This window comes from Nocardia sp. NPDC127526 (assembly GCF_042672265.1).
In the GTDB taxonomy this organism is placed as follows: domain Bacteria; phylum Actinomycetota; class Actinomycetes; order Mycobacteriales; family Mycobacteriaceae; genus Nocardia.
This window is the reverse complement of sequence record NZ_JBHXVO010000007.1, coordinates 321,459-341,965: the sequence shown is the minus strand read 5'-3', so window position 1 is coordinate 341,965 and position 20,507 is coordinate 321,459. Positions and strand designations below refer to the sequence as shown.

The following is a 20,507-nucleotide window of genomic DNA, read 5'->3' as shown; positions in this document are numbered from 1 at the left end:
TATCGGCGGGGCGGCGCGGGTATCTGGATCCTGTTAGCGTGCCCCTACGCTGTACGAATCCTACGGGGGTCTGAAGAACCATGACGACCAAGACGCAGCCGACCGCGCGGCCCTATGATGTGGCGCTGGTCGGCGGCGGGATTATGAGTGCCACGCTCGGGATTCTGCTCCGGCATCTCGAACCGACCTGGTCGATCGCGGTGTTCGAACGACTGCCCGAAGTGGCGCAGGAGGCTTCGGCGGCCTGGCACAATGCGGGCACCGGACATGCCGGATTGTGTGAGCTCAACTACACCCCGGAAAAGCCGGACGGCGCTATCGATATCGCGAAGGCGATCACCGTCAATGAGCAGTTCCAGTTGAGCCGGCAGTTGTGGGCGACGCTGGTGGAGGCCGGAATCCTGCGCAAGCCGGAGTCTTTCATCAATCCGGTGCCGCACATGACCTTCGTGCAGGGCGCGGAGGAGGTGAACTTTCTGCGCAAGCGGCACGAAACGCTCTCCGCGCACCCCTTGTTCGCGTCCATGCGGTTCAGCGACAAGGTCGAGCGGATCGGGGACTGGGCGCCGCTGCTGACCGAGGAGCGCACGGGCGGCGAGCCCATTGCCGCCACGCACGACATCACCGGCAGTGATATCGATTTCGGGACGCTGACCGATCAGATGATCCACTACCTCGAACGATCCGGTGTCGCGGTGCATCGGCGCAATGAGGTGTGGGGGATGCGCAAGAACAATGACGGCTCCTGGCTGTTGAAGGTTCACCATTGGACGGATCGGGATCGCTTCACCTACAAGGTGGATGCTCGTTTCGTCTTCGCGGGGACCGGCGGCTGGGCGCTGAAGCTGTTGCAGAAGGCGGGGATTCCGGAGGCGCGCGGTTACGGGCTGTTGCCGGTCAGCGGGCGTTTTCTGCGCTGTGATGTTCCGGAGGTGGTGGAACGCCACAATGCCAAGGTCTACGGCAAGGCTCCGGTGGGTGCGCCGCCGATGTCCATGCCGCACTTGGATACTCGTATCGTCGACGGCAAGCGGTCCGTGCTCTTCGGCCCGTACGCCGGAATCAATCCGCGATTCCTGAAGAACGGTTCGCTGCTCGATGCACCGGCCTCGCTGCGCCCGCACAATCTGGGCCCGCTCGCCGGGATGATGAAGGACAATCTCGACCTGATCTGGCTGCTGGCGTCCCAGGTGGCGGCCACGCGCCACAAGAAGCTGGCCACCCTGCGCGAATTCGCGCCGGCCGCGAGCCTCGACGACTGGACCATGATCACCGCCGGTCAGCGCGCCCAGATCGTCAAGCGCGATCCGGCCACCGGTAAGGGCGCGCTGCAATTCGGCACCGAAGTCATTACCGCACAGGACGGTTCGATCGCGGCCGTGCTCGGGGCCTCGCCCGGCGCCTCCACCGCCCCGGCCATCCTGCTGGATCTGCTGGAACGCAGTTTCCCGCACCGCTGGCACTACTGGACCACCATCCTGCGCGAGCTCATCCCGACCTTCGGCCGCCCGCTGGCCGCCGATCCCAAATTCGCGCGCTACACCATGACTCGCACCGCGGAGACGCTCGGCCTGGCCGCACCCGTCTCCGGCTGACCATGGACAAAGCCCTCCCGTAGCCGGTATGAAATTTAGAACACGTTTCAATTTCTCGGGCTGCAGGAGATGCGATGGATAGCGCCACCATGGGTGATCTGGTGATGGCCGGCTTCAAGAAGCTGGGGTTCATCCAGTACACCGGCATCGAGGCGGTGGAGTTCGCCAGCGGCCGCAATCTGGTGAACATCGCTCCGAAGCCGGAGCACCTCAACCACAATGGCGACCTGCACGCCGCGGTGCTCTTCGGCCTCGCCGAGACCGCCGCCATGGGCGCGTCCATCTCCGGCATCGTGGACCTGATGGGCGAGACCTTCATCGTGGCGCGCGACGGCAAGATTGAATACCTGGCGCGCGCCAAGGGCGAGAACGGGCCGTTCCTGGCCACCTCGGAGCTGACGGCGGAGACCATCGCCAAGACCCGCGCGGATATCGAGTCCCGCACCGAGATCGAACTCGTGGTGCCGGTGCGCATTACCGACAACACCGGAAAGGCCGTCGCGGCAGCCGCGTTCACCGCGGTGATCCGCCCCCGCAGAAAGTAGACGACCGGAATGCGGACCCGGTGCGTGGGGAAGCGCACCGGGTCGCTCAGTGCGTTGCGCAGGTGACTGCTGATCTCGTGCCGCCAGGGGTACCTCGCCGGGTACGGCCGAATTCGGCTTGGCGCTCGACCGCCGCTACGCGTACTCGACTCGCTACGGCTCCCGAGCCGTGCGCTGAAGATCCGGGGAGGCGGGGGAGCGCTCGCTGTCGAGCATTGCCATCTGCGCGGTGGCGTAGCGCTCGCCGGCGACCCGGTCCGCGGGCGCGGCGGCCTCGATGGCGGCCAGTTCCGCCTCGGTGAGCCGGATATCCAGTGCGCCAACGGCTTCGGTCCAGCGTTCGGGACGTCGCGCGCCGATGATCGGCACGATGTCCGCGCCCCGCGACAGTGCCCAGGCAATGGCCAGCTGCGCCACGCTGACGCCGTGCCGGGCCGCGATCTCGGCGAGCGCGTCGACGAGTCGCAGGTTGGCGGTGAGGTTCTCGCCTTGGAAGCGCGGGCTGTGGGCGCGGAAATCGTTGGCGGCCAAGGGCTGCCCGGTGCGCAGTGAATCGCTCAGCAGGCCCCGCGAGAGCACGCCGTAGGCGGTGATGCCGATCCCGAGTTCCCGTGCGGCAGGCAGGATCTCGGCTTCGATACCGCGCGAGATGAGCGAGTACTCGATCTGCAGATCGGCGATCGGATGCACGGCGGCGGCCCGCCGCAGCGTCTCCGCGCCGACTTCGGAGAGCCCGATGTGCCGCACGTATCCGGCCTTCACCATCTCGGCGATCGCGCCGACGGTCTCCTCGATGGGCACGGCCGGGTCCAGCCGGGCGGGCCGGTAGATGTCGATGTGGTCCACACCGAGCCGCTGCAGCGAATAGGCGAGGAAGTTGCGCACCGCCTCCGGCCGGGTGTCCACGCCGCCGAAGCTGTCATCGGGTCCGCGCAGCGCCCCGAACTTCACGCTGAGCTGGTAGTCCTCGCGCTCGCGCTGGGCCAGCGCCCGCCGCAGCAGCCATTCGTTGTGGCCCATGCCGTAGAAGTCCCCGGTGTCGATCAGGGTCGCCCCGGAGTCGAGCGCGGCGTGCACGGTGGCGATCGAGACGGCGTCGTCGCTGTCGCCGTACATGCCGGACATGCCCATCGCGCCGAGGCCGATACGGGATACCGCGGGCCCGGTCGCGCCGAGCGCGACGGTGGTGAGGGAGTTGGTCATGGCCTCCACCCTGCGCCGTCCCGATGGGAAATAGCAGGTACAGCCCATCGGGGGATCGCCAATCCCTGGATCGCGGGCCCGCGCTGCGGGACAGTGGAACGGTGAACCGCGACGAACTAGCCGACTTCCTGCGCCGCCGCCGCGAAGCCCTGCAACCGGCCGCCGTGGGCCTGCCGCCCGGGCTGCGCCGCCGCACGCCGGGCCTGCGCCGCGACGAGGTGGCCATGCTCGCCGGCATGTCGACCGACTACTACACGCGCCTGGAACAGGCCCGCGGCCCGCGCCCGTCGACCCAGGTGCTGGCCGCCCTGGCCCGCACCCTGCGCCTGACCGACACCGAACGCGATCACCTCTATCACCTGAGCGGCCAGCAGCCGCCCGCCCACGGGGACACCCATGTCGGGCCCGGCATCCTGCACGTGCTGGCCAAACTCGACGACACCCCGGCCTGCGTCATCTCCGATATGGGCGAGGTCCTGGTGCAGAACCGCATGCACATCCTGCTGTCCGGCGATTTCACCCACGCCCGCGGTCTGGACCGCTGCATCCCCTGGCTCTGGTTCACCAGACCCGAAGGGCGCCTGCGCTTCCCGGAATCCGACCGGGAACTGCTCGCCCACAAGCACGTGGCCGACCTGCGCGCCACCGCCGCCCGCCGCGCCGGCGACGCCGACATCACCGAGCTCGTCGCCCGATTGCGTTCCGCCAGCCCGGAATTCGACGAACTCTGGCAGCGGCACGAGGTCGGCGACCGCACCGGGCTGCACAAGCGCGTGATCCATCCGGAAGTCGGTCTGCTGGAACTGATCTGCGAGCCGCTGCTCACCGCGAGCGCCACCCGCCATCTGCTGGTCTACTACCCGAAGCCCGGTACCGACACCCAGGAGAAGCTCGACCTGCTGCGAGTCATCGGCACCCAATCGCTGACGTCGTAGCCCTGATCGCGACTCCGAACCGCCGGGATGACTAGGTGTTGCGGAGGTCGTTGGAGTTGTTGCTGCTCAGCAGCGCCGTTTGCGCGGCTTCAGGTGGAGGCCCGGCAATGGCGGCGCGGGTATGCGCTGCTCGGGAGTGTGCCCGGCGATATCGGGGAACCGATCGAGATCATGGTTCTCCCAGTCGTTGCGGGCCGCCTCGATCTCCTCGTGGCTGCGGGCCACGAAGTTCCACCACATCACCAGATCCTCGCCGAACGGCTCGCCGCCCAGGAACAGCAGGTGCGCGCCCGCGGCGCTGGTGAGATGGATTTCGGGCCGGTCGCCGCCCAGATAGAGCAGCGACTCGGGCTCGGCGGGCGTGCCGTCGGCGGTGATCGCGCCGTCGACCACCAGCAGGGCGTGCTCGAACTCCGGGTTCAGCGGAATCGATACCGCCGCACCCGCTTCGAGACGCAGGTCCGCGCCGACGATGGGGGTGTAGGCGGTGGCCGGTGACTTCGCCCCGGCCAGTTCGCCGATGAGCACGGTGCCGTGCACACCGGGCAGATCGAAGGTCGGCAGGTCCCGGTGCTGTTCGAAATGCGGTGCCACGTCCCGGCTTTCACCGGGCAGCGCGATCCACAGCTGCAGGCCGCGACCGGACTGGTGCCCTTCGACCCGGTACTCCGAATGCGCGATACCGCGCCCGGAGGTCATGATGTTGAGCTGGCCGGGCCAGATCTCCACATCCGATCCGACGCTGTCGCGGTGCCGGATGCGGCCGTCCAAAGGCCATGTGACGGTCTGCAATCCGATGTGCGGATGCGGATCGATATCGTGCCCTCGGGGTTTGGCGGGGGAGTCGGAGCCGAAGTTGTCCAGGAAGCACCACGCGCCCACCGTGGGCAGATCCCGCTGTGGCAGCGACCGGTGCACGGTCACCCCGCGCACCCCGCCCAGCGGCACCTCGCGCGCCGGGAAGAACACCGTGCGCGGCCCGGGCCTGCCGGAGGATTCGCACAGCGATTCCTCCGGCTTCAGCTCCAGGTCGCTCACCTTTTGATGCCCTTGCCGACGACGTGCTCGTCGAATTCGGGATGCTTGTCCAGCCAGCTCTTGATGAACGGGCAGCGCGGCACGATGGCGCGCCCGCGGGCGATCACATCGGTAATCGCGTCGTGGGCGAGCAGGGAACCGAGTCCTTTTCCGCCGAAGGCATTGTCCACCTCGGTATGGACGAACACGGTGTCGTCATCATCGCGCTCACGATATTCGGCGAAGCCGGCGAGCGAGTTTCCGTACCACACCTCGTATCGGTGTTGCGCGTCGTTACGAACGACGGCGGCCGCCACGGCCTGTTCGCTCATGGTTCAATTCTCCTTCCGCACCCGCACCGGATGTTTGCTCAAAATCGACACGCGATTGAACGCGCCGATCGTGGTCGCGGCCCAGATGAGGACAGACATCTGGTCATCCGACAAGTGTTGCCGCGCAGCAGCATACTCATGCTCGAGGATTCCCTCATCGGGAAGCGCGGTGACGGCTTCGGCCAGAGTCAGCGCCGCCTGTTCCTGTTCGGAATACAGGTTCGGGCTGCGCCGCCAGGCGTCCAGCACGGCCAGTTGCTGCGATGTGACTCCGGCGTCGAGGGCGGCCCGGTGGTGCACATCCAGGCAGAAGGCGCAGCCAGGCAGAAGGCGCAGCCATTCAGCTGGGATACGCGCACATTCACCAGTTCCATCACCGCCCGCCCCAAATCGACTCCGGCGGCGGCAGTGCGTACCGCCAGCGCGACATTGTTGAGCGCGTGGAAGACCTCGGGCGTCTGCTTGTCCAACCAGATCCGGTCGTGCATTACGGTCGACTGCATAGTGGACGCATAGTAAGCCGAGAAAACGAACCGTGCCCTCCGGATTGCGAACAGCGGGGCGGAACGGCTGCTAAACGACCTGCAAAACGATTTTCCCGCGGGCGCGGCCGGTCTCGCCATAGGCGTGCGCCTTCGCCGCCTCGGCCAGCGGCAGCACGGTGTCGATCTCGGCGCGCAGCTCGCCCTTGTCGACCAGATCCGCGATGGCGCGCAGGCCCGCCGAATCGACTTCGACGACCGTCCAGCCGATGTGCACGCCCCGCGCCGCCGCCTGCTCGGCATCGGGCACGTCATCGGCGGTGGGCAGCGACACGAGATGACCGCCGCGGCGCACCAGCGGTAGCGAACGGACGCCGTAGTCACCGCCGATGGCGTCCAGCACCACGTCGACCTGGCCGGCCACCGCGGCGAAATCGGTTGTGCTGTAGTCGATGACCTCATCCGCGCCGAGACTCCGCAGGAACTCGTGCTTCTCGGCGCGGGCGGTGCCGATCACGTGGGCGCCGTGCGCCTTTGCGATCTGCACCGCGAGATGCCCCACGCCGCCCGCCGCGGCATGAATCAGCACACGCTGCCCGTGCCGCAGGCCCGCGGTGTCGATCAAACCCTGCCAGGCGGTGAGCGCCGCCAGCGGCAGCGCGGCCGCCTGCACATGATCGATCCGCTCGGGCTTGGCCGCGAAGTGCCGCGTCGGCGCGGTCACGTACTCGGCGTAACCGCCCGCCTGCTGCGGGAAGCGCGGCATCCCGAACACCTCGTCACCGGGCCGGAACACGGTGACGCCCGGGCCGACGGCGGCGACGGTGCCGGAGACGTCCCAGCCCACGATCGGAATCTCGCCCCAGCCGATGAGCGCTCCGCTGGCACGCGTCTTCCAGTCCACCGGATTCACCCCCGCCGCATGCACCCGCACCAGGATTTCCCCGAAACCGGGCTCGGGCCGCTCGATCTCGGCCAGGGTGAGCGTCTCCGGCCCGCCCCATTCCCGGACGACAATGGCGCGCATGGTTTCTCCGCTGGTCACAGTGGTTTCCTTCCTCCGATGAGCCGGCCCGGTCGGGCGAGCGGAGACCAGATTGCCGTCCGGCGAACCCCGCCGGTACTGACCATTTGGACAACATATGACAGGATCTGGCCATGCCCGTTCTGCCGCATCGCGTCGTCGTGCTCGCGCTCGAAACCTCGCCCGTCTTCGAACTCGGCATTCCGAAGCGGGTTTTCGGGTTCGCCAACGACGACGACCCGCTCTACGAGGTCCAGGTGTGCAGCGTCGACGGGCGGCCGGTGCGCACCTATGACGGGATGCTGGTGGCCGTCGACCACGGCCCCGACATCCTGGCCACCGCGGACACGGTGATCGTGCCGCCCGTCGAGGAACTCGGCGACCTGCAGACCGGCGGTCCGCTGCCCGCGCCGCTCGCCGCGGCGTTCGCCCGCATCCGGCCGGGCACGCGCCTGGTGTCCTTCTGCACCGGCAGCTATGTGCTGGCCGCCGCGGGGCTGCTCGACGGTCTACCGGCCACCACGCATTGGATGCGATCCGAGGAATTCCGCCGGGCCTATCCCCGCGTGCGCCTGGACGAGGATGTGCTGTTCGTGGACAGCGGTGATGTCCTCACCGCCGCCGGGGTCGCGGCGGGCGTGGACCTGTGCCTGTATCTGGTGCGCCGCGATCACGGCACGGCCGTCGCCAACCGCGCCGCCCGCCGCATGGTGGTCCCGCCCTGGCGCGACGGCGGTCAGGCGCAGTTCATCGAACGCCCCGTCCCCGCACCCTCCGCCGCCTCGACGGCCCCCACCCGGGCCTGGGTCCTCGATCGGCTCGAGGAGCCGATCACCTTGGAGGACATGGCATCCCACGCCCGGGTGAGCGTGCGCACCTTCACCCGCCGCTTCCGCGACGAGGTCGGCACCACCCCCGGCCGCTGGCTGACCGCCCAGCGCCTGGACCGCGCCCGCGATCTGCTGGAGAACTCCGATCTGAGCATCGACCTGGTCGCGCATCGTTCCGGCTTCGGCACCGGCAATTCGCTGCGCCAGCACATGCGCGCGGTCCTGGGCACCTCGCCGAATTCCTATCGCCGCACCTTCCGGGTGGCCTGAGTCACCGCGGGACGCCGGTCACAGCGCCGCGGGGGAATAACCGCTCGCACCACCTGGTTCGGTGTTGATCAGTACGGTTCCCTGCGATTCGGAGCAGCCATGAGCCTCTCTTCTGCCGACGCGAGTGTGCGCACCCGCGTGCAGATCCCATTGACCTTCGCCGACGGTTACACGACCACCGCCCGGGCGGTCACCTTCGACGGCCTGGCCGACGGCCGCGAACACCTCGCCCTGATCCTCGGCGATCCCGGCGCGACGCCGCTGGTCCGGCTGCACTCCGAATGTCTGACCGGCGATGTCTTCGGCTCCGCCCGCTGCGATTGCGGCCCGCAGTTGCGCGAGGCCGTGGAACGCATTGCCGAAGCCGGCGGCATCCTGCTCTATCTGCGCCAGGAGGGCCGCGATATCGGGCTCTACAACAAGCTGGACGCGTACGCGCTCCAGGACTCCGGCCTCGACACCTACCAGGCCAATACCGCCCTGGGCCTGCCGGAGGACGCCCGCGACTACACCGCGGCCGCCCAAATGCTCGCGGCCCTGGGCGTTTCCGAGCTGGATCTGCTCACCAACAATCCGGACAAGCCGCGCCAGCTGACCGGGCACGGCCTGACCGTGCGCGACATCGTGCCCACCGGAGTGCATTCCACGCCGGACAACCTGCGCTACCTGCGCGCGAAGGCCGAGCACACCGGCCACACCATCAGCCTGGCCGGTTAGCTTCGTTGCGGCACGGCGCTATTCGCGCCCGGCCTGGGTGAAGTTCATATCGGCGTAGCGGTCGCCGCGCACCTGCGCGGCGATCGGTTCCAGGGTGGCGAGCTCGTCGCCGGTGAGGGTCACGGTCGCCGCCGCGACATTCTCCGCGAGCCGGGTGCGGCTGCGGGTGCCCGGAATCGGCGCCACCGACAGGCCGTGCACCCCGGCGCGGGCGTGCACCCAGGCCAGCGCGACCTGGGCGAGGGTGCGGCCGCGCGCCTCCGCAATGGCGCGCAGCGGCGCCAGCAGTTCGGTGTTGCGGACGGCGTTCTCGCCACTCAGGCGCGGAAAGCCCCGGCGCACATCGCCTTCCGGCGGCACGCTGTCGGCGGTGATGGTTCCGGTGAGGAAGCCGCGGCCGAGCGGGGAGTACGGCACGAAGGTGATGCCGAGCTCCGCGGCGGCCGGGACGACGGTGCGCTCCACATCGCGGGAGAACAGCGACCACTCCGACTGCACCGCCGCGATCGGGTGCACGGCGTGCGCCGCCCGCAGCTCCGCGCCGGTCACCTCGGACAGCCCGAGTTGCCGGACCTTGCCCTGCCGCACCAGTTCCGCCATGACGCCGACGGTCTCCTCGACCGGCACGCCGTCCTGCTTGCGGTGCATGTAGTACAGGTCGATGACGTCGATGCCGAGCCGCGTCAGGCTGGCGTCGACCGCGCGGCGGATGTACTCCGGCGAGTTGTCGATGCCCCGGTAGCGTGGATCCTCCGCCTTGCGCACCAGCCCGAATTTCGTTGCCAGCACCACGTTCTCGCGATTGGCGCGCACGAATTCGCCGAGGAATTCCTCATTGTGCCCGCTGCCGTACATATCCGAGGTGTCGAAGAGCGTGACGCCCAGTTCGAGCGCCTTGTCCAGGGTGGCCCGGCATTCGGTGAGATCGCTGGCCCCGTAGAACTCGCTGATCCCCATTGCCCCGAAGCCTTGCACACCGACGCGGGTGCCGTCCGCGCCCAGCGCGGTGGTGGGCAGAACCTGTGTGGTCGTCATGTCTGAATCCCTTCGCCGGCACGTCTTTTCACCACGGCCCGCCAATCTACCGCCGGATTGCCCTCGTAGTTGGCGATCTTGCAGTCGAGTACGGCCACGGTTTCCTGCAGTTCCTCGATCTGGGCGAGCACCTCGGCGCGGGTCTTGCGGAACATGTCCAGCCGTTGCGGGAAGGTGTGGTCGCCGGCCCGGACCAGTTCCGCGTAGACCACCATGTCGGCCACCGACATGCGGGTCCGGCGCAGTTTCCCGATCAGCTCCAGCCAATCCAGATCCCGGTCGCTGAACCGCCGCTGCCCGGAATGATCCCGGCCGACGTAGTCCATCAACCCGATGCGCTCGTACCAGCGCAGCGTGTCGCGGGTGAGCCCGCACCGATCGGAGACCTCTCCGATCGAATACCGCGGCCGCTCGTACTCCGCCCCCCGCTGCACTGGTGCGTTCACCGATCTCGCCCTTTCTGTGGAACGGCAATGACGCTAGCCACCTGGAGTGCACTCCAAGCAAGACCTATTCTGCCGCCACGACCGCCGGGGCCCGCCGGGCGCGGTCCACGAGCATGAACGGGACGGCCGCCGCGGCCAGGACCGCGCCGATCAGGCACACCGAGGTGAGCGCGGCATCGCGGGTGAGAGCGACGGCCGCCAGCACCGGGGTGATGCTGATCCCCAGCTGGAAGGCCGAAACGGTGGTGGCGCCCGCCAGCATCGGCGCATCGCCCGCGAGGGCGAACACGCGCCCGTAGATCGCCGGGTTCAGCACGAACGCCGCAATGCCGAGCAGGAAGACGACGGGCACCGCGGCCCACGCCGACTCGATCGCGAAAACCAGGACCACGGAAAGGATTACGATCGCCACCGCGCCGGTGATCAGCGCGAAGTGCGGACGTCGATCGGAGATCCGCCCGCCGACGGACAGCCCGGCGAACGCGCCGATGCCGAAGAGCGCGAGCACGGCCGGAATCCAGACCTCGCCCAGGCCGGTGTTGTCGGCGAGCATGGCCGCCAGGAAGTTGAACGTGATCATGTATCCCGCCGTGGTCAGGATGGTGATCGCGTAGACGCCCCAGAGCAGCGGTTTCCGCATGGTGGCGAGCTCCCGCGACACGCTCGGCCGGGCCGCCCGCTCGGCCGCCGGTTCGGCGGCCGGTTCGGCGGCGGGCAGACCCAGGCGGCAGCCGATCATGCCGGCGGCCGTGAGCGCCACCACCGCCCAGAAGCCACCGCGCCAATCGGTGAAATGGCTCAGCAGGGTGCCCGCCGGGCCGCCCGCGACCATGGCGACGCTGAGCCCGCTGACCACCACGCCGGACGCGCGGGCATTGCGATCCGGCGTCACCAGGCCGATCGCCGTCACCGACGCGACCGCGAAGAATCCCGCATAGGCGATCCCCGAGATCACCCGGGTGACCAGCAGGACCCGGTAGTCGCCGAACAGCCCGACCACAATGCTGAGCGCGAAGACGGCCTGGGTCACCACCAGCGCGGTGCGGCGCGGCCAGCGCAGGCTCAGCACCGCGAACGGCGGCCCGCCGAGCACCACGCCCAGCGCGAACGCGGTGATCAGCATCCCGGCCGCGGAGAGCGTGGTGTCCAGATCGGTGGCCACCGCCGGCAGGACGCCGGCCAGCAGGAATTCCGCGCTGCCCATGGCGAACAGGCTGAACCCCAGCAGATACACCCCGATGGGCAGCCGCCCGCCGGGGCCGTTGCGCGCCCTCTCGCTCTCCTGCGCCGCCGGCGCAACTCGATTCACCGCATCCGTTGTCGTCGTGTCCACTCGGATCACCTCCGACCGAAGAATCCGGCCGGGCAACCGATTTCGACAAGCAACGTTGCTGATTCGGCAAACGCGGAATATTCAGTGCGACAACGCGGTTGGAGACGCGGCGCCGATGATCAGAAGCGCTCCGGCAGCTCCTGGACGGCCCACTTGTTGCCGTCCGGATCGGCGAAGTAGGTGAACAGGCCCCAGCCCTCGTCCTTGACGGGGGTGGCTTCGACGCCGGCCGCCACCAGTTGCTGGTAGGCCTGTTCGGCGCTGCCGACGACCATCTGCATGCCCTCCACGCTGCCGGGGGCGGCCTGGGTGATGCCGGTGCCGATACAGATGGAACAACCGGAGCCGGGCGGGGTCAGCTGGACGAAACGAATGCCTTCGCTGGGGGAGGCGTCGTGATCGGCATTGAAGCCGATCTTGGTGTAGAAATCCTTGGCGCGGTCCACATCGGTGACGGGGATGGCGACGAGCTCGATTTTCCAGTCCATCGCCACAGCCTGCCACTCGACACCGACCGGAATGCCCGGTTCGTATCCACATTTCGCGCCTACTCTGGTGTTCATGCCAGGAAAAGACATCGATCGGGTCCGGGCTCGCTCGGCACTCGAGACGGTTCGGGAAAACCCGGTCATCGCCGCCATCGCCGCACTGCCGATTCTCGTGGTGTTCGGGGTCGTGTGGGCGGTCGCCGGTTTCGGCTGGGCCCTGCTGCTGCTCCTGCTGGGCGGCGGCGTGCTCGCGTGGCGGGTGCTGAAGTAGCGTCCGCCGGTTCAGCGCGGCACGTGGAACCGCACCAGGTCGCCCGTGCCCGGATCCGCGTCGGCCCACGGCCGGTCGAATTCGAGCACCGCCAGCGCCGAGGTGGGGAATTTGCGGCTGAGTTCCTCGGCCGCCGTGGAGCCGCGGTTGCTCGCCAGTTCCCATGCCGTCCACGGCATTCCGGGGGAGTGGCCGATGAGCAGCAGCGTCGCCACGGCCGGGTCGGTGAGCTGGACCAGTTCGATGAGGGTGTGCGGTGACGCCTCGTAGATGCCCTTCTCGAAGGTCACCGGTGCGGTGATGCCGGTGGCCGCGAGCGTTTCGCGGGTGCGTGTCGCGGTGGAGCAGAGCACGGCGTCGATCGCCGGCTGGGTCTCGCGCAGCCAGTCGCCCGCCAGTCCGGCCTCGCGCTGTCCGCGCGGCGCCAGCGGCCTGTCGTGGTCCGCCACGCCTTCCGGGTAGCCGGATTTGCCGTGCCGCATCAAGATGAGGGTCCGCACCATAGGTATTACGGTAAGCGTCACATCGATGCCGACAGGAGACCGGCCTCACACTCGAGGCACACTTGAAGAGGGCGGGGCGCCGCAGTACCACCGGTGCGGGACTACCGCTAAATTAGAACGTGTTCTAATCACCCGACTCACGCCCGAGCGGAGTGAGCACCACGCGACTGTTTCGAGGATCTGCGAGATATGGCCTATGTGATCACGCAGCGTTGTTGCAACGACGCCAGCTGCGTACCCGAATGTCCGGTCGATTGCATTCGTCCCACCCCGGAGCAACCGGAGTTCGCGACCACCGAAATGCTCTACATCGATCCGGACACCTGTATCGACTGCGGTGCCTGCGTCGACGCCTGCCCGGTGGACGCCATCTTCTCCGAGGACGACCTGACCGCGTCCCTGGCGAGATTCCGTGACATCAACGCGCAGTACTTCGAGCGCCACCCGCTCGAATCCAACTTCGAGCCGCTGATCGCGCCCAGCCGTGCGCCCAAGGAACTGGGCACCCTGCGCGTCGCCATCGTCGGCGCCGGCCCGGCCGCCTGCTACGCGGCCGAGGAGTTGCTGCGCCGCGCCGATGTGGAGGTGGAGCTGTTCGACCGGCTGCCCACCCCGTACGGCCTGGTGCGCGCCGGCGTCGCCCCCGACCACCCGGGCACCAAATCGGTGGCGGGCCTGTTCGAATCGGCCTTCCGGCGCGAGGCGCTGCAGTACCGGCTCAATGTGGAAGTCGGCAAGCACATCTCGCACGAGGAGCTGCTGGCCCACCACCACGCGGTGCTCTACGCGCACGGCGCCGCCACCGACCGCAAGCTCGATGTGCCCGGTGAAGACCTGCCCGGCAGCTGGTCCGCCACCGAGTTCGTGGCCTGGTACAACGGGCATCCGGACTTCGCCGACCGGCACTTCGACCTCTCCGGCGAGCGCGCCGTCATCGTCGGCAACGGCAATGTGGCGCTGGACGTGGCCCGCGTGCTCACCGTCGATCCCGACGAACTGGCCAAGACCGATATCGCCGACCACGCCCTGGACGCGCTGCGCGCCAGCAATATCCGGGAGGTCGTGGTGCTGGGTCGCCGCGGCCCGCTGCAGGCCGCCTACAGCTCGCCGGAGTTCCTGGCGCTGGCGCACCTGAAGGGCGTGGACGTCGTCATCGATCCCGCCGAGCTGGAGCTCGACGCGGCGAGCCGGGCCGAGCTCGACGATCCCGAGATCGAGCCGTCGCTGCGGCTCAAGTACACCCTCGCGCAGGAATACGCGGCCACCACCCCGACCCCGGGCAACAAGCGAATCGTCTTCCGCTACCTGGTGTCCCCGACCGCGCTCACCGGCGACGGCAAGGTGGAGACCGTCGAGTACGTGCACAACGAGCTCGTCGAGGAGAACGGCCGCACCGTGGCTCGCGCCTCGGACCGCACCGGCACCCTGGAGGCCTCGCTGGTGCTGCGTTCCATCGGCTACCGCGGTGCGGCGCTCGCCGGAATCCCGTTCGACGAGAACCGGGGCGTCATCCCCAATGCCAAGGGCCGGGTCGTCGACGCCGAGGGCGCGCCGGTGCCGGGCGTGTACGTCTCGGGTTGGATCAAGCGCGGTCCGCGCGGTGTGATCGGTTCCAACCGGGTCGATTCGCAGGAGACCGTGGACCAGCTCGTCGAGGACTTCGTGCAGGGCAGGCTGACCGCCCCGCAAGGCAATCGCGCGGCGCTGGACGCCCTGCTCGCCGAGCGGCAGCCGGATATGGTCGGCCGCGAGGGCTGGAAGGCCATCGATCAGGCCGAGCGCACCGCGGGCAAGGCCGCGGGCCGCCCGCGGGTGAAGTTCACCAGCCTGGAGGACCTGCTCAAGGCCGCCAAGGGCTGAGTCGGCGAAAAAGCAGGCGGCCCCATCCGGATTCGGATGGGGCCGCTTCGCGCAGCGGGTCAGTTGGCGAGCAGGTTGATGAGCAGGCCGTCCTTGGCGCACATGGACGGCACCGCGGCATCGGGCTGCGCATTGCACGACCACCCGTCGATGGTGGCCACATCGGTATCGCTGATGGTCTGCACGTATTCCGTTGCGACATTGATGGCTTCGGTGCACCCGACCCGCCCGGTCGGCGTGCCCACCGCGATGACGGTGCGGGTGCCGCCGCCGGCGTCGGTGACCGGACCGCAGTTGACGTCCGCGATCGGTTCCGGCGCGGGCGTGGTCGTCGGCGGTGGGGGCGGTGCGGTGGTGGTCGGCGCCGGCGGGGCGGGCGGTGCGGTGGTGGGCGGCGGCGCGGGCGCCGGGGCGCTGGTGCTCACGGGCGCCGGCGCGCTGGTACCGGTCACCGGCGCGGAACTGCGCGCGGCCGGGGTGGTCGTGCCGCTGGTGGAATCCGAGGAATTGCCGCAGGCGACCAGCCCGGCGATCAGCACGGGCGTTGCCGCGATCAGGGTGATGTGCGCGAGTCTCATTCCGGCGATCTCCTGTTCTCGATCACCGCTTGGTGATCGGCCCGCTGCCGAGTCTGCCAGGCTAATCTCCAGCGAATGTCACATTCGCTGGGAATGTCGATGGAACAGGCGAATTCGATCAACCCGGGGAGTGCCCCGATTCAGCCCGGGAGCGGACCGATCCGCACCGTCGTGGTGGTGATGCCGCCGACCACGAACCACAGCCGCAGCGCGGGGTGCCCGGTGCGGTCGCCCGGCTCGTAGCGGCTGCGCACGCTGATGTGCTGGCGCGCCCACACCGGCGCGATGTACTCGATGACCGCCCGGTGCGGTCCGGCCACCAGCTTCGGATAATCCACCAGGTACTGCTCCACCGCCTGCCAGTAGGCCGCATTGTTGACGTGGTTGTACTGGTCGATATCGGTGGCGCGCACCGGAAACGGGAGATCGGTGTCGTTCTCCGGCGGCGTGTGGTCGGTCAGCCAGGGCCGCCAGCGCAGCCGGTGCTCATCGGTGGTGCGGGCCAGTTCGGCCAGCCCCTCGTCGCTGATCCGGGTCGGCATATTGGTGGATTCGTTGATATTGATCCAGAAGCCCTCGGTCTCGATCAGACCGCCGTCCTCGCTGGTGATTCGCACCCGCATATTCGTCCACCGGGTGGACATGGCCGAACACCAGCGCCGCAGCTCCACCCGATCCGGCCAGTGGATGGGCCGCACCACGTCCACCACGGTGCGGCGCACGATCCACGCGGGATCGGTGCGGTGGAAGAATCCGGAATGCATTTCCTCCCAGGCGATATCCTGCAAATAGCGGGCTATCGCGTCGAAGCGCAGCCGGTGGTAGGGATCCACATCGCCGGCCCGGACGGGCCACGCGGCAGCGAAGCCCATGCCCTCCTGGGGAAGCGGGGCGAGTGGCTGATCGACTGACACTGGTGCTCCTCGCGCTGCACGGTGTGCCGCGTTTCGTGCGGTGCTTGCTGTGACATGACTTTACGGTGCGTACGTCACACACTCGCGTCGAGTCACCTCTACTTCTGTTTGATACTTCCAGGGGCATGACAGTCGCGCTCGCAGGCCCGTAGCCTTTCGGTGTGTGATTCCAGCGCAGGGGAGGCGACATCAGTGAGCGCAGGGGCGCGCGCCGGAACTCGGTTCGGTCAGTACGAATTGCGCCGCCTGATCGGGGTCGGCGGCATGGGCGAGGTGTACGAGGCCTACGACACCGTCCGCGACCGCGTGGTGGCGGTGAAGCTGCTCGATGTCGAATTGGCCCGCTCGCCCGCCTATGTGGAGCGCTTCCGCCGCGAATCCCGCACCGCCGCACGCCTGCAGGAGCCGCACGTCATCCCGGTGCACGACTGGGGCGAGGTGGACGGCGTCCTGTTCATCGATATGCGCCTGGTCCGCGGCCGCGACCTCAAGGCGTACCTGCACGACGAGGGCCCGCTGCCGCCCGCGCACGCGGTCACCGTGGTGGAGCAGATCGCCGCCGCCCTGGACGCCGCGCACGACATCGGCCTGGTGCACCGCGATATCAAGCCCGCCAATATCCTGCTGACCGGCGAATTGTTCGCCTACCTGGTCGATTTCGGCATCGCGCACACCGCCTCGGACGCGCAGCTGACCTCCACCGGCAGCGCCATCGGCTCGTTCGCCTATATGGCCCCCGAACGTTTCGAGCACAGCGCCGGCGTCTCCGCCTCCGCCGATGTCTACGCCCTGGCCTGCGTGCTCTACGAATGCCTCACCGGCGAGGTCCCGTTCCGGACCGACAGCAATCTGGCCACCATTCGCGCCCACATGATGACCCCGCCGCCGCGCCCCAGCGCCCGCCCCGGCGTACCGCACACCCTCGACCAGGTGGTGGCGGTGGGCATGGCCAAGGATCCGCAGCGCCGCTACGCCTCCGCCGGCCAGCTGGCCCGCTCCGCGCGCGCCGCCCTGATGCGCGCCGAACACGGCGAGCAGACCCGCACCACCGTCCCGCCCGCCCCGCCGACCGTGGTGTATCCGCCGGCTTCCCAGCATTTTCCGGCCGGCGACCGCACGCTCCGCCCCGAACACCCCTCCGGCCCCGTCGACTTCACCCCGCCCCCGCACACCCGCGCGCCCGGCTACTCGCAATCGCAGCCCACCTACATCGGCGGCCCGCAGCGCGAACACCCTTCCGCCCCACTGCCCTTGCCGCCGCCGCGCGATCGCAATTCGGTGGGCCTGCTGATCGGTGCGCTGCTCGGCGTCGTCCTCCTGCTGGCCGCCGTCCTCGGCTGGGTCCTGGTGTCCGGCAACGAGTCCGGCGGCGGCGATGCGGGCGGCACCACCTCGCCCATCACCGTCCAGCCGACGATCACCACGGGACCGCGCACCACCCCGAACACCACCGCCGCGACCACCGCACCCCCGATCACCACCCTCCCCCCGCTGACCGGTTCCGTAACCGGCACGGACGCACAGGGTTTCATCGGCGCCGCCGGCGCCCGCTGCAATGCCGACAACCCCGCCATGGCCATCGGCCGCAGCTCCTCCTCCCGCATCGTGGTCTGCCGCACCGGCGTCGGCCGCTACTACTACAAGGGCATCCGCATCAGCGACGGCGCGGGCATAGAACTCGACGACCCGATCCCAGACGGCACCGGCGGTTTCACCGTCACCAACCCCACCGACGGAACCCAATACCGCATCACCGCCGCAGCCCTCACCATCACCAAGGGCGGCAATGTCCTCGCCGACGAACCCATGATCGAGTACGCCTACCGCTGAGCTGATCAGTGCTGGCCAGTGACTCGGTGATCGGTTACGTTCGCTTGGTATCCATTTGTGGATTGATCGGAGTATTGGTGTGCGTGCAGCGGTTGTGAGCAAGCTGGAAGGGCCCGAGGCCATCGAGGTGCTCGAGGTGCCGGAGCCCGCCGGATATCCGGGCGGGGTCGTCATCGATGTGCACGCGGCCGGGATCGCCTTCCCCGACGTGCTCATGACGCGCGGGCTCTACCAGATGAAACCGCAGCTGCCCTACATCGTCGGATGCGAGATCGCGGGCATCGTGCGCGAGGCGCCCGAAGGCGCGCACGTCCGCGCGGGCGACCGGGTGGTGGCGCTGACGCTGCTCGGCAATGCGGTCGCCGACGTGGCCGTGACGCCCGCCGAAATGGTGTTCGAGCTGCCCGACAATGTGTCGCTGGAATCCGGTGCGGGTGTGCTGTTCAACGACCTGACCGTGCACTTCTGCCTGACCAAGCGCGGCCGGCTGGCGCCGGGGGAGACCGTGCTGGTGCACGGGGCCGCCGGCGGTATCGGCACCTCCACGCTGCGGCTGGCGCAGGCGCTGGGCGCGGCCCGGGTGATCGCCGTGGTGAGCACCGAGGAGAAGGCCGAGGTGGCCCGGGCCAACGGGGCCACCGATGTGGTGCTGACCGACGGCTGGCTGGACGCGGTCAAGGAGATCACCGGCGGGCGCGGGGTGGACATCGTCCTCGATCCGGTCGGCGGCGACCGCTTCACCGACAGCGTCCGCTCGCTGGCCTCGGGCGGCCGGCTGCTCGTGGTGGGCTTCACCGCCGGCGAGATCCCCACCGTCAAGGTCAATCGCCTGCTGCTCAAGAACGTCGAGGTGATCGGCGCCGCCTGGGGCGAATGGGCCATGACCCATCCCGGCTATCTGCAGGAACAGTGGGCCGAGGTGGCCCCGCTGCTCGCCGACGGCAAGATCGTCCCGCCGGAACCCGTCCTCTACACCCTCGCGCACACCGCCGAGGCCGTCTCCGCGCTGGACAAGCGCACCGCCACCGGCAAGGTCGTGGTCACCCTCCGCTGAACGCCCGATCCCGGAGGTGGGTGCATCGTGAAGTTGTCCAACCGGGTCCTGAACCGGACCCTGCTCGCCCGCCAGCACTTGCTGGAACGTTGCGCGCTCACCGTGCCGCAACTGTGCGATCACCTGATCGGCCTGCAGGCGCAGGACATGCTGCCGCCGTTCGTCGCCGCGTGGAGCCGGCTCGCGGATTTCGACCCCGAGACCGTCTCCGCCGGACTCGACGATCGCTCGCTGGTGCGAATCACCTTGATGCGCGGCACCATTCACCTGGTGACCCCGCCCGATGCGCTGCGCATCGCCCCGCACATCCAGCCGGAGCTCGAAAAGGTGCCCTTCCGTAAGGGATTCAACTACGGCGCCATGGTCGGCCTGGATCCGGAGGAGGTGCGCGCCAACGGCGAGAAGGTCCTCGGCGACATTCCCACCCCCGCGGCCGAACTGCGCGCCCACGCCGCCGCGCTCTACCCCGACCGCGATCCGGGCGCGGTCCTGCAGACCTGGCTCTACCAGCTGCCGGTCCTGCAGACCCCGCCCCGCGGGCGCTGGGGCGACAGCAGCCGCCCGGTCTGGTCGCGCGTCGAACCCTGGCTCGGCGCACCCCTGGACCCGGACTATCCCCTCGAAGAGCTGCTGCTGCGCTACCTGCGCGCCTTCGGCCCGGCCACCACCATGGACATGCAGACCTGGTCCAAGCTCACCGGCATGAAACCCGCCGTGGACCGCCTCGGCGATCGCGTCCGCACCTATATCGACGATCGCGGCCGCACCCTCTACGACGCCGCCGACGCCGAGCTCGCCGACCCGGACCTCCCGGCCCCGGTGCGCTTGCTGGGCTGGTACGACAATGCGCTGCTGTCCCATCAGGACCGCTCCCGCATCATTGCCGACGGCGCGGCTCCGCCCTTGCGCGCCTTCGCGAATCAGGTCTCGGCCATCCTGGTCGACGGCTATCTCGCCGGCGTCTACAAGGTCTTCCCGAAGGGCGACACCGCGCGGCTGCGCATCAGCCCGCGCACGGCCTGGACCCCGGCCGATCGCGCGGCGGTGGAAGCGGAAGCCCACTCCCTACTCGGTTTCCTGGAGCCAGATCGCACGCCGAGCGTCGAAATCATCGCTCCCGGAGCCGATCTCCGCCCCTGATCTGAAGTCTCCGTCATTCCGGCGCGCTTTTGGCCGGAATCCACCACGTTGTTCGAGATCCCGGCCAAAAGCATGCCGGGATGACGAGGTCCGGCTCGCGCGCTC

Annotated in this window: 21 protein-coding genes and 1 pseudogene; 10 read left to right on the top strand and 12 right to left on the bottom strand. The window is 68.8% G+C overall.

Annotation, left to right across the window (positions count from 1 at the left end; translation table 11 throughout):
* Positions 1-80 precede the first annotated feature (80 nt).
* Entirely contained in the window at positions 81-1,595 is a 1,515-nt protein-coding gene (mqo, locus tag ACFVIV_RS16135) for a malate dehydrogenase (quinone) (RefSeq protein WP_379196836.1), read from the top strand.
* Between the two features lie 74 nt (positions 1,596-1,669).
* Entirely contained in the window at positions 1,670-2,140 is a 471-nt protein-coding gene (locus tag ACFVIV_RS16130) for a PaaI family thioesterase (protein WP_379196834.1), read from the top strand.
* Positions 2,141-2,293: 153 nt separating this feature from the next.
* Here the strand turns inward: ACFVIV_RS16130 and ACFVIV_RS16125 are convergent, their stop codons facing one another.
* On the bottom strand, positions 2,294-3,343 hold the full coding sequence (locus tag ACFVIV_RS16125) for an aldo/keto reductase (RefSeq protein ID WP_379196833.1): 1,050 nt from the start codon (positions 3,341-3,343) through the stop codon (positions 2,294-2,296).
* Between the two features lie 101 nt (positions 3,344-3,444).
* On the opposite strand from ACFVIV_RS16125, the gene ACFVIV_RS16120 reads away from it, so the two are divergent.
* The gene (locus ACFVIV_RS16120) at positions 3,445-4,278 is read left to right on the top strand and encodes a helix-turn-helix transcriptional regulator (protein WP_379196831.1); all 834 of its coding nucleotides are present in this window, start codon (positions 3,445-3,447) and stop codon (positions 4,276-4,278) included.
* A gap of 66 nt (positions 4,279-4,344) precedes the next feature.
* Here ACFVIV_RS16120 and ACFVIV_RS16115 read toward each other — a convergent pair whose 3' ends face one another.
* The 4 genes and pseudogenes from ACFVIV_RS16115 to ACFVIV_RS16100 form a co-directional block, all read right to left on the bottom strand.
* Positions 4,345-5,316, bottom strand: coding sequence for a pirin family protein (locus ACFVIV_RS16115; RefSeq protein ID WP_379196829.1), 972 nt, complete (start codon positions 5,314-5,316; stop codon positions 4,345-4,347).
* Positions 5,313-5,627 (bottom strand): GNAT family N-acetyltransferase, encoded by a 315-nt coding sequence (locus ACFVIV_RS16110; protein WP_379196827.1) that lies wholly within the window; start codon positions 5,625-5,627, stop codon positions 5,313-5,315. The genes ACFVIV_RS16115 and ACFVIV_RS16110 overlap by 4 nt, the downstream gene beginning before the upstream one ends.
* Before the next feature lie 3 nt (positions 5,628-5,630).
* Positions 5,631-6,115: pseudogene (locus tag ACFVIV_RS16105) on the bottom strand (carboxymuconolactone decarboxylase family protein).
* 85 nt (positions 6,116-6,200) lie between these two features.
* Positions 6,201-7,154 (bottom strand): NADP-dependent oxidoreductase, encoded by a 954-nt coding sequence (locus tag ACFVIV_RS16100; protein WP_379196825.1) that lies wholly within the window; start codon positions 7,152-7,154, stop codon positions 6,201-6,203.
* 113 nt (positions 7,155-7,267) lie between these two features.
* Between ACFVIV_RS16100 and ACFVIV_RS16095 the strand changes: the two genes are divergently transcribed.
* Together ACFVIV_RS16095 and ribA are read left to right on the top strand one after the other, a co-directional pair.
* Positions 7,268-8,233 (top strand): GlxA family transcriptional regulator, encoded by a 966-nt coding sequence (locus tag ACFVIV_RS16095; protein ID WP_379196823.1) that lies wholly within the window; start codon positions 7,268-7,270, stop codon positions 8,231-8,233.
* 99 nt (positions 8,234-8,332) lie between these two features.
* A complete protein-coding gene (ribA, locus tag ACFVIV_RS16090) occupies positions 8,333-8,950 on the top strand; it encodes a GTP cyclohydrolase II (RefSeq protein ID WP_379196821.1) in 618 nt (205 codons plus the stop codon).
* 18 nt (positions 8,951-8,968) lie between these two features.
* Here the strand turns inward: ribA and ACFVIV_RS16085 are convergent, their stop codons facing one another.
* The 4 genes from ACFVIV_RS16085 to ACFVIV_RS16070 all read right to left on the bottom strand — a co-directional run bounded on the left by ACFVIV_RS16085 (position 8,969) and on the right by ACFVIV_RS16070 (position 12,252).
* Positions 8,969-9,985, bottom strand: coding sequence for an aldo/keto reductase (locus ACFVIV_RS16085; protein WP_379196819.1), 1,017 nt, complete (start codon positions 9,983-9,985; stop codon positions 8,969-8,971).
* Positions 9,982-10,431 carry a MerR family transcriptional regulator gene (locus tag ACFVIV_RS16080; protein ID WP_379196817.1) on the bottom strand — a complete coding sequence of 150 codons (450 nt, stop codon included), beginning with the start codon at positions 10,429-10,431 and terminating at the stop codon, positions 9,982-9,984. The genes ACFVIV_RS16085 and ACFVIV_RS16080 overlap by 4 nt, the downstream gene beginning before the upstream one ends.
* A 64-nt stretch (positions 10,432-10,495) precedes the next feature.
* Complete coding sequence (locus ACFVIV_RS16075; protein ID WP_379196815.1) at positions 10,496-11,764, bottom strand: MFS transporter; 1,269 nt, start codon at positions 11,762-11,764, stop codon at positions 10,496-10,498.
* A 119-nt stretch (positions 11,765-11,883) separates the two neighbouring features.
* Positions 11,884-12,252 (bottom strand): VOC family protein, encoded by a 369-nt coding sequence (locus ACFVIV_RS16070; RefSeq protein ID WP_379196813.1) that lies wholly within the window; start codon positions 12,250-12,252, stop codon positions 11,884-11,886.
* A gap of 73 nt (positions 12,253-12,325) precedes the next feature.
* Here ACFVIV_RS16070 and ACFVIV_RS16065 point away from each other — a divergent pair, with 73 nt between their 5' ends.
* Positions 12,326-12,523, top strand: a complete 198-nt coding sequence (locus ACFVIV_RS16065) for a hypothetical protein (RefSeq protein WP_379196812.1) — start codon at positions 12,326-12,328, stop codon at positions 12,521-12,523.
* Between the two features lie 11 nt (positions 12,524-12,534).
* On the opposite strand, the gene ACFVIV_RS16060 is transcribed toward ACFVIV_RS16065, so the two are convergent.
* Positions 12,535-13,026 carry a SixA phosphatase family protein gene (locus ACFVIV_RS16060; protein ID WP_379196810.1) on the bottom strand — a complete coding sequence of 164 codons (492 nt, stop codon included), beginning with the start codon at positions 13,024-13,026 and terminating at the stop codon, positions 12,535-12,537.
* 189 nt (positions 13,027-13,215) lie between these two features.
* Here ACFVIV_RS16060 and ACFVIV_RS16055 point away from each other — a divergent pair, with 189 nt between their 5' ends.
* Positions 13,216-14,886 (top strand): FAD-dependent oxidoreductase, encoded by a 1,671-nt coding sequence (locus ACFVIV_RS16055; protein WP_379196808.1) that lies wholly within the window; start codon positions 13,216-13,218, stop codon positions 14,884-14,886.
* Between the two features lie 59 nt (positions 14,887-14,945).
* On the opposite strand, the gene ACFVIV_RS16050 is transcribed toward ACFVIV_RS16055, so the two are convergent.
* Positions 14,946-15,464: a hypothetical protein gene (locus ACFVIV_RS16050; RefSeq protein ID WP_379196806.1), complete on the bottom strand. Its 519-nt coding sequence runs from the start codon at positions 15,462-15,464 to the stop codon at positions 14,946-14,948.
* Positions 15,465-15,604: 140 nt separating this feature from the next.
* Positions 15,605-16,378: an acyl-[acyl-carrier-protein] thioesterase gene (locus ACFVIV_RS16045; RefSeq protein WP_379196804.1), complete on the bottom strand. Its 774-nt coding sequence runs from the start codon at positions 16,376-16,378 to the stop codon at positions 15,605-15,607.
* A 192-nt stretch (positions 16,379-16,570) separates the two neighbouring features.
* Here ACFVIV_RS16045 and ACFVIV_RS16040 point away from each other — a divergent pair, with 192 nt between their 5' ends.
* From ACFVIV_RS16040 to ACFVIV_RS16030, 3 genes are all read left to right on the top strand, one after another.
* A complete protein-coding gene (locus ACFVIV_RS16040; protein WP_379196802.1) occupies positions 16,571-18,208 on the top strand; it encodes a serine/threonine-protein kinase in 1,638 nt (545 codons plus the stop codon).
* Positions 18,209-18,287: 79 nt separating this feature from the next.
* On the top strand, positions 18,288-19,262 hold the full coding sequence (locus tag ACFVIV_RS16035; RefSeq protein WP_379196801.1) for an NADPH:quinone oxidoreductase family protein: 975 nt from the start codon (positions 18,288-18,290) through the stop codon (positions 19,260-19,262).
* 27 nt (positions 19,263-19,289) lie between these two features.
* Positions 19,290-20,402, top strand: a complete 1,113-nt coding sequence (locus ACFVIV_RS16030) for a winged helix DNA-binding domain-containing protein (RefSeq protein ID WP_379196799.1) — start codon at positions 19,290-19,292, stop codon at positions 20,400-20,402.
* The last annotated feature ends 105 nt before the right edge of the window (positions 20,403-20,507 follow it).